A 15671-nucleotide genomic window follows, 5' to 3' on the forward strand; every position below is an offset into this window, starting at 1 on the left:
AACCAAAGAAAAGTCCATGACACCTGATTACAAGACGCTCCTGCAGCAAAAGGCAGAGATCGAAGCACGCATCGCCGAAGTCCTGAAAGCCGAAAAAGGCGGGGCCATCGCCAAGGTTCGCGAGCTCGTCCAGCAATTCCAATTGACCCAGGAAGATGTGTTCAGCACGGGCAAGCGCAAGTCGCCCGCCGGTGCAGGCGTGCCCAAGTACCGTGATCCGTCCACTGGCGCAACGTGGACCGGCCGGGGCAAGCCTCCTGCGTGGATCAAGGATGCAGTGGACCGCACTGCCTTCGAAATCTGACCAACAGCCCGCACCCGCGGGCTTTGTCTTTTCTGGCCACTTGCGCTCAGTGGGCCCACGGCAGTTCACAAGCGTCACCTTGCGCCAAGGCCGACGCCCTTGTCATGCTCTGCGCTGATTGCCTTAGCTGTGCTTGTCCGACAAGGCCGGTCCCGGGCGGCGACCATGCTTGAGGCCATGAACAAACCTACTCCCAACACCCCGGGCCAAGTGCCCACCTCGTCGTCCCGCAACCGGTTCGCCACCAAGAGAACCATGTACATCGTTGCCGCTATCGTGGCTGTGGCACTGGTGATCATGTTTGTGCCCTGGTAGGCGCGCATCGACGTCCCGCTCCCGCGCCCGCTCATGTCCGCAAGGGCATGAGAAAGCCCGCCATCTGGCGGGCTTTCGTTTTGGGGAATCGCTTGCCTCAGTGCGCGTGGTGCGCCGTGGGTGCTTGCGCCGGGGGGAGTTGGGCCAACTTCTGCGAGCAGTCGCTGCACACATGCCACGCGTGGAATTGGCGGGCTCCTGTGGCGGGTTTTTCCTGTTCGCACTGGATGCAGAAGACGGCGGGGGCCAGGTCCATGAGCCGGATCGGCTCTCGGCCTTTCTTGGGACTACGCATAGCTCTCCTTCAAAGTGTTGCTCCTCGGTATCCATTGGGCGCCGGGTTGGGAAAGGCCGGTCGTCAGCGGGCGCGCCATGGCGCAGCAGAAGCCAGCGCCATCGAGGGTGCGTGTTCAACTTACAGCCAAGCCGTCTCACGGTTGTGACTTCCGCATGACCGTGTGGGGAACGCGCCGCAGTGGTTTGACAGTGCAACTTGCGCAGTCTTAGAATTTGTCCCTTCCATCCCTGCGACCGCTGCGAGCCTGACATGAACCTGTGACGCCTTCGGACCTTAGTCCGACCGATCCCCTGAAGCCCATTCCCGGCCCACGGCGGACGCCCGCGTCACCACCTTCATGCCCGTTGACTGCTCCGCGTTTTCTGAACGCAACCTCGCGTCGCCGTGCGGCCTCTTTTTGAAAGAGTGCCCATGACAGAACCCATCGACATCCTCGCCCACAACACCGCTGCCTGGAACCTGCAGGCAGCGAAAGACTGCGACTGGTCGCGCCCGGTCGACAGCGCTGAAATAGCCCGGGCCCGTGCCGGAAGCTGGCAGGCGCGGCTCACGCCAGGCCCCTTGCCAGCGGGCTGGCTGGATGATGTGCGCGGCCTGCGCATCCTCTGCCTTGCCGGCGGCGGCGGCCAGCAGGGGCCCATTCTTGCGGCGGCGGGCGCGCAGGTCACCGTGTTCGATGCCTCTGCCGGGCAGCTTGCACAGGACCGCCATGTAGCGCAGCGCGAAGGCCTTGCGCTGACCTGCGTGCAGGGCGACATGCGCGATCTGGGCGTTTTTGCAGATGCCGGCTTCGACGTGGTCTTTCACCCCATCTCCAACCTCTACGTGCCTGATGTGCGGCCCGTATGGCGTGAATGCGCGCGGGTGCTCGCGAAGGGTGGGCGCCTTCTGTCCAGCTTCTGGAATCCGGTGGTCTTCGTGGAGGACCGCGACCCCGCGTTGCGCGAGCAAGGGCTCATGCGGCCTGCGCGGCGCCTTCCGTATTCCGATGTGGTGGATTTGCCGCCCGCAGCGCTTGATGCCAAGCGGGAGCGCAATGAGGCGCTGGTGTTCGGCCATACGCTGGCCGATCAGATCGGCGGCCAGCTGGATGCGGGGTTGGTGCTGACGGGCTTTCATGAAGACTGGCAGCCACATGCCCGTTTTGTGATCGAGAAGTTCGTGCCGACCTTCATTGCGACACGTTCGGTGAAACTCTGAAGGTACTGCTGCCTGGCCTTGACGCCCTCAGGTCGGCCTCAGGTCGCCCTCAGGTGCGCAAGGCCGGCGTCCAGGTCTGTTGCTGGGCGGGTTCGGTCACGGGCTGCGCCGGCTTCGGTCGGGGAGCCGGGCCCTTGGCCTGGGACGAGGGCTGGGCCTGCCGTGCTTGCTCGGCGCCGGATTTGGCCAGCAGCATCATCACGGCCATGCAGATCAGCGTCAGCATGAGCACCACGCAGATGGGGCCCAGATCCACGGAGGCGATGTCCAGCCCCTTCAGCGACTGCCAGCGTTCTGAGCGTACTTCCAGTGGTTCTTCGGGATCGGCCATGGCACCTCCACTGCGTTGAGTGTGGACACATGCTAGGCGTAAGTGAGCATGCAAACAATATGGGGACTTCGCCAGGATGTGAGGGTATACAGCAGCCCCGGCTCGGTTGGCTTCACGCTTGAAGGCTCTTTCCGCTGCTGCCGTGTGACAGCTACTTGACCCACATCAACTGCACCGCCACGGCCAGGGCGATGGCCAGCAGCCCCAGCAGCACGGCCATTGCCACGACGGTGACCGCCCTGCGGCGCTTTGCCTTGCGGGGGTTGCGCAAACGGGGCGGGGTGGGAGGGGGCTGCGTGGCATCCAGCGCCGCAATTCTTGCCAGCCAGTCTTCGGCTGTGGGCAAGGTGGAGGTGGGCGATGCGCAGGGTGAGGCAGGGGGTGATGCGGGTGGTGAGACGGGCTTGCCACGGTTCATGGCCCCAGCTCCTGACGCATCTCTTCAAGCACCTGCACGGCGCCCTGGATCATGGCCAGCCTGTGCTGCAGCGCAGCCTTTTGGGCCTGCAGCCGGTCCAGCTGCTCGGCAACCAGCGCCTCGTCGGCCCGCAGCTTCTTCAGCCGCTCCTGTATGGCCTCCATTTCCGGGGCGCTCATCTGCCAATCCTCCAGCATCGAAGGGCGCCGAGCGTGGCCCGGACCCTTCTCACAATTCACACGAATGCCGGCAATTATCTGTGCGCCTTAGTGATTGGCTATGAATGAATTGACATAGATTGTCATCGACCGGCGCAGAAGGCCGAAGGCTGTGCAGTTGTTCAAAGCAGCCAGGTCCTGTTGGGCCGGTTGCCGTCGATTTCCACAAGTCCTGCGTCCTGCAGTATGGGCAGGATGTAGGTGATCACCACGGCCGCGTTGTCGTTGGCCTGCTTGGCCGCAAAGCCCAGAAAGCCGGGCCGGTGCTGGCTGGAGGCCACGATGCAGGGCCGCTCGGCGCCGTGATGCTCCTGGGCCAGATGGCGCAGCACGGCGCCGAAGGCTTCCCGCCTTATGCGCACCGTGTTGCCCTTGTGCGTTCTGACTTCCAGGCCGCTGTCGCTGCGGCGGATGACAGTGAAGGACGCGGTGCGTCCCTTGTCGGGCGTCTTCAGGGGCTTGTCCTGGGCGATGCCGTCCCAGAAGGCATTGAAATCGTTGTTGGAGAGCACGCGCACGAAAAAGAGGTCCATTGCCTGGAGGTTTTCTTGGACGTGGAGTCTCCCTGGCTTCGACTGGCCGAAGATGAGCAAATCTGAGCAGTGCCGCTCAATGTGCGAGAAATTTGAGGAAGATCCGGCCTTGCCGCGTTCTGACCTCGGTCCCTTCGATAAAGCCCATCAGTCTGGCCGAACCGTCCATGGAGTACAGCGCCGGTCCATCGATGCGATAGATGGGCCTGGTCCCGCAACGGACGAATTCATCGCCTTCGACACGCCCGATTTCGTGTCCGTGCCCATCAAGCACAGTCCACGAGCCTCCTGCAATCATGGCCTCACCCGGCAGTTGCCGGTCCCCAAGTGAAACCACCAATCTAAGGAACGCGAGGTGTCTGAATCTGAGCGAATCTGAGCAGTCGTGTAAAGCTGGGCCGCCGACGCCTTGGGCAGGGTCCTGTGGAAATTCGTGTGCGCCAGGCCCAAGCCGCATCGCACCGGCCAAAAGAAGCTGGCTGCGATCTAGGGGCACTGCATGCGTGGGCGATTGAGCGGTTCGCAGCCAAGTAGAATTGTTTCATATCAAAGACATGCTGCTCTGAAAGTTGCAGCGACCGGGCCCGCTTGGCGGGCCTTGTGCATGGGGCGCGGTCCCGCAGCCGGTATCTGGGTGCATGTCCTGATTCTCTGTAGGCCCGGCCTGCGATCCAATCTCGCGCATGGGGCTGAGCCTTCTCGTCAAATTGCTCTCATTTATGAAGATCTGCTGTCGCCAACCGGATGCGCCTGCGGCATTGCCTTTCGGCTTGCCCGGAGGCCATGCCGTGTGGTGCACGCCGCGCTGCGGAGGGCGGGCGTGAGCGAACAGGCTCTGTACGATCTGGCCCCCGTTCTGGAGCTGATGCTGCTGGGCCTGTTGCTGGCGCTGGGCCCCCTGGCCTGGGTGTGGCTGCGCAACCGCAGCGGCGGCTCGCTCAAGCGGCTGCAGGCGCTGTCGGTGCTCACGCTGTTCCTGACCTTCGATCTGGTGCTGTTCGGCGCCTTCACCCGCCTGACCGATTCCGGCCTGGGCTGCCCCGATTGGCCGGGCTGCTATGGCAGCGCCAGCCCCATGGGCGCCCGCGCGCAGATTGCCGAGGCGCAGGCCGCCATGCCCACCGGGCCGGTGACGCATGGCAAGGCATGGATAGAGATGGTCCACCGCTATCTGGCCACCACCGTGGGCGTGCTCATCATCGCGATGACCATCATGGCCTGGCGGCGCGCGCGGCGCCTGGGCAGGGCGGGTGGCGCAGGGGCCGAGCATACAGGGGCCGACGGCACAGGCGGTGCCCTGAGTCCGTGGTGGCCCACGCTGGCGCTGTTCTGGGTCTGCCTGCAGGGCGCCTTTGGCGCCTGGACTGTGACCATGAAGCTTTTCCCGGCCATCGTGACCCTGCACCTGCTGGGCGGCACGGGGCTGCTGGCCTTGCTGTGCGTGCCCGCCGTGGGGTTGAGCCGTGCTGCGCGCCAGCAAAGGGCGACCGTGATTTCGCCCGCGCTGCGCGCGGGGCTGTGGCTGGGCCTTGCGCTGCTGGTGCTGCAGGTGGCACTGGGCGGCTGGGTCAGCACCAACTATGCGGTGCTGGCCTGCAGCAGTTTCCCGACCTGCCAGGGCAGTTGGTGGCCGGCCATGGATTTTTCGCAGGCGCTGCAGATCTGGCGGCCGCTGGGCCTGCTGCAGGACGGCAGCAACATCAGCTTTGCGGGCCTCACGGCCATCCACTATCTGCACCGCCTGGCGGCCTATGTGGTGGTGGCTGCGCTGGCCGGGCTGTGGTGGCGTTTGGGTGAAGTGCCCGCACTGGCGTCGCAGCGCCGCGTGCTGGGTGCGTTTTTGGTGCTGCAGGTGCTGACAGGCCTGTCGAACGTGGTGCTCGATTGGCCGCTGGTGGCCGCGGTGCTGCATACGGGCGGCGCAGCTGCGCTGGTGACCGTGATTGTTTGGTGCCTGGCGGCCAGCCGCCCGGGCGCACTGCGGGACGGTCTGCCGGTTGCCCGTGGAGAGATTGCATGAGTAAACAAGCTTCCCTGAGTGTCGAGCCCTCGCGCTGGACACAGTTCTATGCCCTGACCAAGCCGCGTGTGGTGCAGCTGATCGTGTTCTGCGCACTGATCGGCATGGTGCTGGCCGTGCCCGGCTGGCCCAACGCCGACCAGTGGCTGCACATGGCGCTGGCCTGCCTGGGCATCTGGCTGGTGGCGGGCGCGGCTGCCGCCTTCAACTGCCTGGTGGAGCGCCATATCGATGCGCGCATGAAGCGCACCTCCTGGCGGCCCACGGCGCGCGGCGAGCTGAGCAGCCAGCAGGCGCTGGCCTTCTCGGCCATCCTGTGCACGCTGGGCGCGCTGGTGCTGCTGCTGTGCACCAACCCACTGACCATGTGGCTGACGCTGGCCACCTTCGTGGGCTATGCCGTGATCTACACGGTGATCCTCAAGCCCGCCACGCCGCAGAACATCGTGATCGGCGGCGCCTCCGGTGCCATGCCGCCCGTGCTGGGCTGGGCCGCGATGACGGGCCAGGTCGGTCCCGAGGCGCTGATCCTGTTCCTCATCATCTTCCTGTGGACGCCGCCCCATTTCTGGGCGCTGGCGCTGTACCGCGTGGAAGACTACCGCCAGTCCGGCCTGCCCATGCTGCCCGTGACGCATGGCAGCGAGTACACGCGGCTGCAGATCCTGCTGTACACGGTGATCCTGTTTGCGGCCTGCATGCTGCCCTTCATGTACGGCATGAGCTCCTGGCTGTACCTGGTGGTGGCCGTGGTGCTGAGCGTGGGCTTCTGTGCCCATGCCTTTGCACTGTGGCGCAATTACTCGGACCAGCTGTCGCGCAAGACCTTCCGCTTCTCGCTGATCCACCTGAGCGTGCTGTTCCTGGCGCTGCTGATCGATCACTACCTCTGGCTGGGCTGATGGCCTGAGGGCCATGGCCGCGCAATGACAAACCGGGCCCTTGAGGCCCGGTTTGCCTTTTGGTGCCTGCCGCCTTACTTGATCTGCCGCTTCTCCAGCTTGCGCGCCAGCGTGCGCCGGTGCATGCCCAGGCGGCGGGCGGCTTCGGAGATGTTGAAATCGCTCTCGGCCAGGGTTTCGTGGATGTGTTCCCACTCCAGCGTCTTGATGGAGGTGGGGTTGCGCGACAGTTCCACGTCGGTGCGGCCCTCGAGGCGGCCGAAGGCGGCCTCGATATCGTCGGTGTTGGAGGGCTTGGCCAGATAGTGGCATGCGCCTAGCTTGACCGCCTCCACGGCCGTGGCAATGCTGGCATAGCCTGTGAGCACGACGATCAGCGCCTCGGGGCTGTGCTGGTGCAGCATCTGCACGCAGCTCAGGCCCGACGCGTTGCCCGCCAGCTTGAGGTCCATGACGGCGTATTGCGGCGAGTGCGTCTGCAGCAGTTCGCGCACTTCCTCGGCGCTGGCGGCCTGGAGCACGCGGTAGCCGCGCCGCTCGAACGAGCGCGTCAGCGTGCGCGCAAAGGTCGCATCGTCTTCAACCAGCAGCAGGAGGCGGGAGCTGTCCATGGGCGATTCGGGTTCCTGTGGGCGCCGCTTCAGGCGCCGGGTTCAATGGCAATCGATGACAGGGGCAGGCGGATCTCCACCTCACTGCCCCGCGGCGGGGTGTTCCTCACCTGAACGCGTCCGCCCAGCGAGCGCGCCACGTTGAGCACCAGGAACAGGCCCAGCCCTCGGCCCGGGCGCTCCGTCTTGGTGGAGATATGGCGCTGGCCCAGCTGTTCCAGCACGGCGGGGGCAAAGCCCGGTCCCTTGTCGCGCACGGTGATGCACAGCATGCCGGTGCGCACGGCCAGGTGCAGCGCCACATGGCGGGGGGAGGCTTCGGCCGCATTGTCGAGCACATTGCAAACCATTTGCTGCAACGCGGTATCGGAAAGAATGGGGAAGTCCTCGTCGGCCTGGACATAGTCGAAATGCTCCACGGCGTGGCGTGACTGCCAGTGCGCGACCACGCCGTCCATGAAGGCGCGCAGCGTGGTGGCCTGTGGCGCATCGGCGCGGGTCTCGCCGGCCGACATGAGCACACTGGAGACGATGGACTTGCAGCGCAGCAGCTGCTGCTGCATTTCCTGCAGGTCGGCCAGCAGGTCGGGGTCTTGCGTGATGGTGGGCATGCGCTGCCAGTCGCCCAGGATGACGGACATGGTGGACAGCGGCGTGCCCAGCTCGTGCGCCGCGCCCGTGGCCAGCAGGCCCATGCGCACGATGTGCTCCTCTTCGCTGGCACGCTGGCGCATGTTGGCCAGCCGTGCGTCACGCCGGCGCAGGTTGGAGACGATGCGGCGCAGGAAGACGACCAGCAGCACCGTGGTCAGCCCGAAGCTGATCAGAATGCCGCTCACGTACAGGCCGGGCAGCCCGTCCGGTCCCGCGGCGCCAATGGGCAGGGGCCAGTGCACGATGGCCAGCACCAGGGTGCACAGCGAGGTGCTGGCAACGATGATCCAGGCGTGCACGGGCCTGAGCAGCACGGCGCCCAGAATGCCCTGCAGCAGGAACAGATAGATGAAGGGATTGCTGGCGCCGCCGCTCAAATACAGCTGTATGGCCAGGGCGAGCACGTCGGCCAGCAGGGCCAGGAACAGGTTGCGCGCCGAGATCTGGCGGCGGTGGCTGCGGTACCAGTAGATGTAGCCAAGATTGGTGAAGACGCTGGCCATCAGCACCAGGGCCATGGCCGGCAGCGGCAGGGTGATGCCGAAGCCGTAGTGCACCAGGGAGATGGTGATCACCTGCCCGACCACGGCAAACCAGCGCAGCTGTATCAGCAGCTGCATGTTCTGGCGTTCGGTGGTGCGCTCGACGCGGAACAGGGACTCTGAAGGCGAATTCACGCGGGCGATTGTGCGCTACCGCAGGCAGCCGTGGCGCGGCAGGGTCTTGTAGAGGACTGGCGTAAAAAAGGCCACCGATGTCATCGGTGGCCCTGTTGCCTGGAGCGACGGCTTTACGGCCTTACGGCCTTACGGCTTGCTGCTTGCCTGCCGGTCATTGCGCCTGACCAGCCAGGCCGCGCCGACCACCATCAGCGCCAGCCCGTACCAGGTCAGCGCATAGACCAGATGGCTGTTGGGGAAGCGGATCACGGTCATGCCCGGGCGCGGCCAGGTGCCGTCCGCCACGGGCTGGCCCGGCAGGCCTGCGTCGATGAAGTAGGGGGCTGCATGGTCCAGGCCCTGGGCCTGAGCAATGGCCGCCACATCGCGCGAGAACCAGCGCTGCTGCGCGGGATCGTTCTCGCGCAGGAAGCCGCCGCGCGGCTCGCCGATACGCAGCAGGCCAGCCACCGTCACCGGGTCCTGGGGCGCCTGTGCGGGCTGATCCTGCCAGCGCGCGCGCTGCGCTGTGGGAATGAAGCCTCGGTTCACCAGCACCTGGTTGCCGTCGTCCATCTGCAGCGGCGTCAGCACCCAGAAGCCGGCGCCCAATTCGGTCACGGCCTGGGTCAGCACGGTCTTGCCGGCCAGCCAGTGGCCGCTGGCCTGCACGGCGCGGTACTCGTGGTCGGCGGCCGTGATCTGCGGCCATTCGGCGGGCGGGGGCAGGGCAGCGGGCGCGGCGTGCACGCGCTGGTCCACACGCTCTATCAAGTCCAGCTTCCAGGCACGGCGCTGGACCTGCCAGCTGCCCAGGAAGATGAAGCCCAAAAACAAGGCGATGCCCACCGAGATGAGCATCGCCTGAGCGAGTGGGCCACGCCGGCGCGATGCGCCGGCGTGGCTGGAGGGCCCGGAGTTTCCGGATGCGGTCAAGGCGTGACCGAGGCCGGAGCCGTCTGCGCGGCAGGGTCGGCCGGCATGGTGTGCTGGGGCATCATGTTGGTGTTCATGTGGAACATGACCCACAGGGTGCCCGCAATGCCGATGGCCACGAAGACCACGGTGAAGATGGTGGACAGCAGGGTCCAGCCGCCTTCGATCTTGCCGTTCATGTGCAGGAAGAAGACCATGTGGACCAGGATCTGCACCACGGCGAAGCCGCCGAGCACCATCACGGCCGTTGCACGGTCCGAGATGACATTGCTCATCACCAGCCAGAACGGGATGGCCGTCAGGATGATCGAGAGCACGAAGCCCCACATATAGCCCGAGAACGTGCTGTGCGGGCCTGCGTCGTGGTGGTGATCGTCATGGCCGTGATGGTCGTGGTGACCGTGGCCATGGCCGGCGTGGATGTCGTGTGCAGCCATTTACAGCACCCCCATCAGGTAAACAAAAGTGAAGACGCCGATCCAGACCACGTCCAAGAAGTGCCAGAACATCGACAGGCACATCAGGCGGCGGTTGTTCTCGTGCGTCAGGCCGTGCTTGTTGATCTGGATCATCAGCGTGACCAGCCAGATCAGGCCAAAGCTCACGTGCAGGCCGTGGGTGCCCACCAGCGTGAAGAACGAGGATAGGAAGGCGCTGCGCTGCGGGCCCGCGCCCTCGTGCAGCAGGTGGGAGAACTCATAGAGTTCCAGGCCCAGGAAGCACAGGCCGAACAGGCCGGTGATGGCCAGCCACAGCTGGGTGCCGCCCAGCTTGCCCTGCTGCTTTTGCAGCATGGCGAAGCCGAAGGTGATGGACGACAGCAGCAGGAAGGCCGTGTTCATCGCCACCAGAGGCAGGTCGAACAGCTGGGCGCCCGTAGGGCCTGCAGCGTAGTTGCGGCCCAGCACGCCATAGGTGGCGAACAGCGCTGCAAAGATCAGGCAGTCGCTCATCAGGTAGAGCCAGAAGCCCAGAGCGGTGCCGTTTTCGGGATGGGGCTCGTCGGCGAGGTGGTACTCGCGCGGGGCCAGGGCGGCAGCGCCGCCTGCGGTGTAACGGGTATCAGACATGACGTGCCAGCTGTTGTGTGCGCAGTTCTTCCGTGGCCGCGACTTCTGCGGCGGGGATGTAGTAGTCGCGCTTGTAGTTGAACGTGTGGATGATCGACGCCAGCACGGTGGCGGCGAACGACGCAATGGCCAGGGGCCACATGTGCCAGATCATCGCGAAGCCGAAGACCGTGGACAGCGCTGCGATCACGACGCCAGCGCCGGTGTTGGACGGCATGTGGACGGGCTTGAAGCCGGTCAGCGGACGCTGGTAGCCGTGCTTCTTCATGTCCCACCAGGCATCGATCTCATGCACCACGGGCGTGAAGGCGAAGTTGTACTGGGGAGGGGGCGAGGAGGTGGCCCACTCCAGCGTGCGGCCTTCCCATGGGTCGCCGGTCACGTCACGCAGCTGGTCGCGCTTGAAGTAGCTGACCACCAGCTGGATCAGGAAGCTGCCGATGCCCAGTGCCACCAGACCGGCGCCCAGGGCGGCGATCACGAACCAGATCTGCAGCGAGGGGTCCTCGAAGTGGTTGGCACGGCGTGTCACGCCCATCAGGCCCAGCACGTACAGCGGTGTGAAGGCGACCCAGAAGCCGACCAGCCAGAACCAGAACGAGCACTTGCCCCAGAACTCGTCGAGCTTGTAGCCGAAGGCCTTGGGGAACCAGAAGTTGATGCCGGCGAACACGCCGAACACCACGCCGCCGATGATCACGTTGTGGAAGTGGGCGATCAGGAACAGGCTGTTGTGCAGCACGAAGTCGGCCGGGGGAACGGCCAGCAGCACGCCGGTCATGCCGCCGATGGCGAACGTGCACATGAAGCCCACGGTCCACAGCATCGGCACCGTGAAGCGGATGCGGCCGCGGTACATGGTGAACAGCCAGTTGAAGATCTTGGCGCCCGTCGGGATCGAGATGATCATCGTCGTGATGCCGAAGAAGGTGTTCACGCTGGCGCCGGAGCCCATGGTGAAGAAGTGGTGCAGCCAGACCAGGTAGGACAGGATGGTGATACACACCGTCGCGTACACCATGGAGGTGTAGCCGAACAGGCGCTTGCGGCTGAAGGTGGAGACGATCTCCGAGAAGATGCCGAAGCAGGGCAGGATCAGGATGTAGACCTCGGGGTGGCCCCAGATCCAGATCAGGTTCACGTACAGCATGGGGTTGCCGCCCAGCTCGTTCGTGAAGAAGTTCGTGCCCACGTAGCGGTCCAGCGACATCAGCACCAGGGCTGCGGTCAGGATGGGGAACGAGGCCACGATCAGCGCGTTGGTGCACAGGGCGGTCCAGGTGAAGACGGGCATCTTCATCAGGTTCATGCCGGGTGCGCGCATCTTGATGATGGTCACGATCAGGTTGATGCCTGACAGCGTGGTGCCGACGCCGGCCACCTGCAATCCCCAGATGTAGTAGTCAAGCCCGACCCCGGGGTTCTGCGCCCCCAGGTTGGACAGTGCCAGCCAGCCGGAGGTGGAGAACTCGCCCAGGAACAGCGAGATCATCACCAGCACGGCGCCGCCCGTGGTCATCCAGAAGCTGAAGTTGTTCAGGAACGGGAAGGACACGTCGCGGGCGCCGATCTGCAGCGGCACCAGATAGTTCATCAGGCCGGTCACGAAGGGCATGGCCACGAAGAAGATCATGATCACGCCGTGGGCCGTGAAGATCTGGTCGTAGTGGTGCGGAGGCAGGTAGCCCAGGTTGTCGCCGAAGGCCATGGCCTGCTGCAGGCGCATCATCAGCGCGTCGGCAAAGCCGCGCAGCAGCATGACCAGACCGAGGATCATGTACATGATGCCGATCTTCTTGTGGTCGATGCTGCACAGCCAGTCGCGCCACAGCGGGCCCCACAGGCGGAACTTGGTGAGCAGGCCCAGCACGGCAAGGCCGCCGAGCACCACGGCGATGAAGGTCGCCAGCACGATGGGCTCATGCGCCATCGGGATGGAGTCCCAAGTGATGCGTCCCAGCAGCCAGTGGGCCTGTGCCGGGGAGGTATGTTCAGACATATCGAGTCTCTTAGGTCGTGATGGGAGCGGGCGGCGGTCTGGCCGTCGTCCGCGTCCGCTAACTGCTTATTGCTGCGCAGCGGCTGCGGAGCCGTCGCGCTGGTCCAGGAAGGCCACGACGCGGTCGGCGTTTTGCACCGTGCACACATCCTGGGGCAGGTTCATGCCCACGGCCTTGAGATAGGCTTCGCCGCCGGCAGCGTCGATGGCCATCATGTGATGCATGCACATCTTGCCTTCTTCGACACAGCGGTTGAGCACCTTGTCGTACAGGCCTTCGTCCACCGTGGCGAAGCGCTCGACCGGGTTGCGCTCGCTGGGCTTGACCAGGTTCAGGTAGGTATCGCGCGTCAGGGCCTTGCCTTCGGACTTGGCCTTGGCAACCCACTGGTCGAACTCTTCGTTGCTCAGGCCATGGAACTTGAACGTCATGCCCGAGAAGCCGGCGCCGCTGTAGTGCGATGCCAGGCCGTGGAACACGCCGGGCTTGTTGATCACGGCGTTCAGCTCGGTCTGCATGCCGGGCATGGCATAGATCATGCCGGCCAGGTCAGGCACGTAGAAGGAGTTCATCGTCGAGGTGGCGGTCAGCTTGAAGTGGATGGGACGATCCACGGGAGCGGCCAGCTCGTTGACGGTGGCGATGCCTTTTTCAGGGATGAAGAACAGCCACTTCCAGTCCATGGCCACGACCTGCACCTCCAGCGGCTTGACATCGGTGCTCAGCGGCTTGGTGGCCGAGACGCGGTCCAGCGGACGGTAGGGGTCCAGCTTGTGGGTGCTGATCCAGGTGATGGCGCCCAGCGCGATGATGATCATCAGCGGCACGGACCAGATCACCAGCTCCAGCGTGGTGGAGTGGTGCCATTCGGGGTCGTAGTGGGCCTCGGTGTTCGACTGGCGGTATTTCCAGGCGAAAAGCAGCGTGAGGATGATCACCGGGATGATGATGATCAGCATCAGCAAGGTGGCCGTGACCACCAGGTTGCCTTGCTGCGCGGCGATGTCGCCGGCGGGGTTGAGCACGACGGCTTTGCTGCAGCCAGTGAGACTGGCTGTCAAAGCGGCCGCGGTGAGCCACGCAGGCCCACGGAGTTCCTTGATTTTTAGCATGCTAGGGGCGCAACAAGAGCGCGTTTACATAGAAACGCGGATTACAAGATCCGGGCAAATGTATTACGAAGTATAAATTTGTCCATTGGACATTTTGTCCAACGTCAAGGAGAACCCGGGAACTTTCTGCTACCTGGGCGGGTGCACGGCAGGTGCCTGGCGGTCCGGAGGCCGCATTTTCGCCTCGCGCGCAGCAGGACAAACACCGAGGCCGGTCGAGGTGGAAACCGCCTTGCGCCAGATCAAGCGAGGGCGTAGAACAGAGCTGTCAGTGAGACGAGACAAGGAGCATCCATCTATGAGCGGCCTCGACACAACTGCAAGCTTCCCCGGCGGAAGCTATGAGAGCAAAGAATCTCTGTCCCGCGCCGACACCCACGAAGATGTCACGCCCAACGAAATCGCCGTCGGCGTGATCATCGGGCGATCCTCGGAGTACTTCGACTTCTTCGTGTTCGGCATCGCCTGCGTGCTGGTCTTCCCGGCACTGCTGTTTCCCTACCTTTCCAAGCTCGACGGCACGCTGATGTCGTTCGCCATCTTCTCGCTTGCCTTCGTGGCCCGGCCGCTGGGCACGGCGCTGTCCATGGCCGTGCAGCGGCGCTGGGGGCGGGCGACCAAGCTGACGCTGGCGCTGTTTCTGCTGGGCGTGTGCACCGTGGGCATGGCCTTCCTGCCCAGCTACCAGCAGGCGGGGGTGAATGCCATCATCGTGCTGGCGCTGCTGCGCATAGGCCAGGGCATTGCGCTGGGCGGCTCGTGGGACGGCCTGCCGTCGCTGCTGGCCATGTCGGCGCCCAAGAACCGGCGGGGCTGGTATTCGATGATGGGCCAGTTGGGTGCGCCGCTGGGCTTCGTGCTCGCGGCAGGGCTGTTTGCCTTCATCTACGCCCATGTGGGAGCCGACGAGTTCCTCAGCTGGGGCTGGCGCTATCCCTTCTGCGTGGCCTTTGCCATCAACGTCGTGGCCCTGTTTGCCCGGCTGCGCCTGGTCGTGGGCCAGTCCTACACCGAACTGCTGCAGCAGCGTGAGCTGGAGCCCATGGGCGTGCTGCCGCTGATGCGCGACGAGGGACGCAACGTGGTGATCGGCGCGTTTGCCGCCCTGGCCAGCTTTGCGCTGTTCCACCTGGTGACGATCTTCCCGCTGTCCTGGATCTCGCTGTATTCGGACCAGTCGGTGACCCATGTGCTCGGAGTGCAGATCGTGGGCGCCTTCTGTGCGGCTGCCGCCATCATGGTCTCGGGCTGGCTGGCCGACCGTGTGGGCCGGCGCAACACGCTGGGCACCATGGCCTGCCTGATCGGCATCTTCAGCTTCCTGGCGCCCTGGCTGCTGGGCAGCGGAACGATGGGGAACAACGTGTTCATCATCGTCGGCTTCATCCTGCTGGGCCTGTCCTATGGCCAGGCGGCAGGCACGGTGACGTCCAACTTCCCCTCACGCTATCGCTACACGGGTGCCGCGTTGTCCTCGGACATGGCCTGGCTGGTGGGCGCGGCATTCGCTCCGCTGGTGGCCCTGGGCGTGTCCTCGCGCTTCGGACTGGTGGCGCTGGGGATCTATCTGCTGTCGGGTGCGCTGTGCACGCTGGCGGCGCTGGGCATCAACCGCGCCATCGAGACGCGCGACTGAACGGGCCCTCGCAAGCCAAAGGCCGGCTCTGCCGGCCTTTTTCGTTGTGACTTCGCCTCAGGGGTTTTCACCGTAGCGCTGCTTGAAGTCGAATTCGAGCCTGTCGCAGTCCTGCACCGATTCAAACTGCTGCGTCTTGCGCTCGGCCTCTGGCCGCGCGGTTTCCTTGCGGCAGATCTTGATGGTTTCGCGCTCCACCCAGCGCGCCTCGCCTTCGGGCGTGGACAGCAACTGGCCAGCCAGCATGAGCACAGCGAAGAAGGCCACGGGCAGGCCGATGAGCCAGGGCACGATGCGGCTTTTTGGCGGCTTGGGCGATTTCGGCGGTGTTGGCGGTTTGGCCGGATCGGATCCGTTGGCGCTGGCAGCGGTGGCCGGTTCGCTGGAGTGAGGCTCGGGTGTCTGTGGTTGCGCCATGGTGTGCTTGCTGTGGTTCCGGCTGGCGATTATCCAG

At 64.8% G+C, this 15671-nt stretch carries 17 protein-coding genes; 5 read left to right on the forward strand and 12 right to left on the reverse strand.

Annotation, left to right across the window (positions count from 1 at the left end):
* Positions 1 to 16 precede the first annotated feature (16 nt).
* Together ACUTR7_RS00575 and ACUTR7_RS00580 are read left to right on the forward strand one after the other, a co-directional pair.
* Positions 17 to 304: an H-NS histone family protein gene (locus ACUTR7_RS00575; RefSeq protein ID WP_445607848.1), complete on the forward strand. Its 288-nt coding sequence runs from the start codon at positions 17 to 19 to the stop codon at positions 302 to 304.
* A gap of 1024 nt (positions 305 to 1328) precedes the next feature.
* Positions 1329 to 2117 (forward strand): class I SAM-dependent methyltransferase, encoded by a 789-nt coding sequence (locus tag ACUTR7_RS00580; RefSeq protein WP_445607849.1) that lies wholly within the window; start codon positions 1329 to 1331, stop codon positions 2115 to 2117.
* Between the two features lie 49 nt (positions 2118 to 2166).
* Here the strand turns inward: ACUTR7_RS00580 and ACUTR7_RS00585 are convergent, their stop codons facing one another.
* The 4 genes from ACUTR7_RS00585 to ACUTR7_RS00600 all read right to left on the reverse strand — a co-directional run bounded on the left by ACUTR7_RS00585 (position 2167) and on the right by ACUTR7_RS00600 (position 3617).
* Complete coding sequence (locus ACUTR7_RS00585) at positions 2167 to 2448, reverse strand: hypothetical protein (protein ID WP_012205894.1); 282 nt, start codon at positions 2446 to 2448, stop codon at positions 2167 to 2169.
* 151 nt (positions 2449 to 2599) lie between these two features.
* Complete coding sequence (locus tag ACUTR7_RS00590; RefSeq protein ID WP_013802151.1) at positions 2600 to 2866, reverse strand: hypothetical protein; 267 nt, start codon at positions 2864 to 2866, stop codon at positions 2600 to 2602.
* A complete protein-coding gene (locus tag ACUTR7_RS00595) occupies positions 2863 to 3045 on the reverse strand; it encodes a hypothetical protein (RefSeq protein WP_225613976.1) in 183 nt (60 codons plus the stop codon). Before ACUTR7_RS00595 ends, ACUTR7_RS00590 begins: the two co-directional genes overlap by 4 nt.
* A gap of 161 nt (positions 3046 to 3206) precedes the next feature.
* Positions 3207 to 3617, reverse strand: a complete 411-nt coding sequence (locus ACUTR7_RS00600) for a hypothetical protein (protein ID WP_013802153.1) — start codon at positions 3615 to 3617, stop codon at positions 3207 to 3209.
* Between the two features lie 820 nt (positions 3618 to 4437).
* Here ACUTR7_RS00600 and ACUTR7_RS00605 point away from each other — a divergent pair.
* Entirely contained in the window at positions 4438 to 5637 is a 1200-nt protein-coding gene (locus ACUTR7_RS00605) for a COX15/CtaA family protein (RefSeq protein WP_445607850.1), read from the forward strand.
* A complete protein-coding gene (gene cyoE / locus ACUTR7_RS00610; protein WP_445607851.1) occupies positions 5634 to 6539 on the forward strand; it encodes a heme o synthase in 906 nt (301 codons plus the stop codon). Before ACUTR7_RS00605 ends, cyoE begins: the two co-directional genes overlap by 4 nt.
* Positions 6540 to 6613: 74 nt before the next feature.
* Here the strand turns inward: cyoE and ACUTR7_RS00615 are convergent, their stop codons facing one another.
* The 7 genes from ACUTR7_RS00615 to cyoA form a co-directional block, all read right to left on the reverse strand.
* The gene (locus tag ACUTR7_RS00615) at positions 6614 to 7150 is read right to left on the reverse strand and encodes a response regulator transcription factor (RefSeq protein WP_013802156.1); all 537 of its coding nucleotides are present in this window, start codon (positions 7148 to 7150) and stop codon (positions 6614 to 6616) included.
* 29 nt (positions 7151 to 7179) lie between these two features.
* Positions 7180 to 8481 carry an ATP-binding protein gene (locus ACUTR7_RS00620; protein ID WP_445607852.1) on the reverse strand — a complete coding sequence of 434 codons (1302 nt, stop codon included), beginning with the start codon at positions 8479 to 8481 and terminating at the stop codon, positions 7180 to 7182.
* A gap of 129 nt (positions 8482 to 8610) precedes the next feature.
* Positions 8611 to 9324: an SURF1 family protein gene (locus ACUTR7_RS00625; protein ID WP_445607853.1), complete on the reverse strand. Its 714-nt coding sequence runs from the start codon at positions 9322 to 9324 to the stop codon at positions 8611 to 8613.
* 71 nt (positions 9325 to 9395) lie between these two features.
* On the reverse strand, positions 9396 to 9836 hold the full coding sequence (gene cyoD, locus ACUTR7_RS00630; protein ID WP_012205885.1) for a cytochrome o ubiquinol oxidase subunit IV: 441 nt from the start codon (positions 9834 to 9836) through the stop codon (positions 9396 to 9398).
* On the reverse strand, positions 9837 to 10469 hold the full coding sequence (gene cyoC, locus ACUTR7_RS00635) for a cytochrome o ubiquinol oxidase subunit III (RefSeq protein ID WP_445607854.1): 633 nt from the start codon (positions 10467 to 10469) through the stop codon (positions 9837 to 9839).
* Positions 10462 to 12468, reverse strand: coding sequence for a cytochrome o ubiquinol oxidase subunit I (gene cyoB / locus ACUTR7_RS00640; RefSeq protein WP_013802159.1), 2007 nt, complete (start codon positions 12466 to 12468; stop codon positions 10462 to 10464). Before cyoB ends, cyoC begins: the two co-directional genes overlap by 8 nt.
* Before the next feature lie 66 nt (positions 12469 to 12534).
* The gene (gene cyoA / locus ACUTR7_RS00645; protein WP_012205882.1) at positions 12535 to 13581 is read right to left on the reverse strand and encodes a ubiquinol oxidase subunit II; all 1047 of its coding nucleotides are present in this window, start codon (positions 13579 to 13581) and stop codon (positions 12535 to 12537) included.
* Positions 13582 to 13879: 298 nt separating this feature from the next.
* Between cyoA and ACUTR7_RS00650 the strand changes: the two genes are divergently transcribed.
* Entirely contained in the window at positions 13880 to 15217 is a 1338-nt protein-coding gene (locus ACUTR7_RS00650) for an MFS transporter (protein WP_013802160.1), read from the forward strand.
* 57 nt (positions 15218 to 15274) lie between these two features.
* Here the strand turns inward: ACUTR7_RS00650 and ACUTR7_RS00655 are convergent, their stop codons facing one another.
* Positions 15275 to 15508, reverse strand: a complete 234-nt coding sequence (locus ACUTR7_RS00655) for a hypothetical protein (protein ID WP_017403895.1) — start codon at positions 15506 to 15508, stop codon at positions 15275 to 15277.
* Positions 15509 to 15671: the final 163 nt, after the last annotated feature.

The organism is Delftia sp. NA_296.1 (assembly GCF_052692095.1).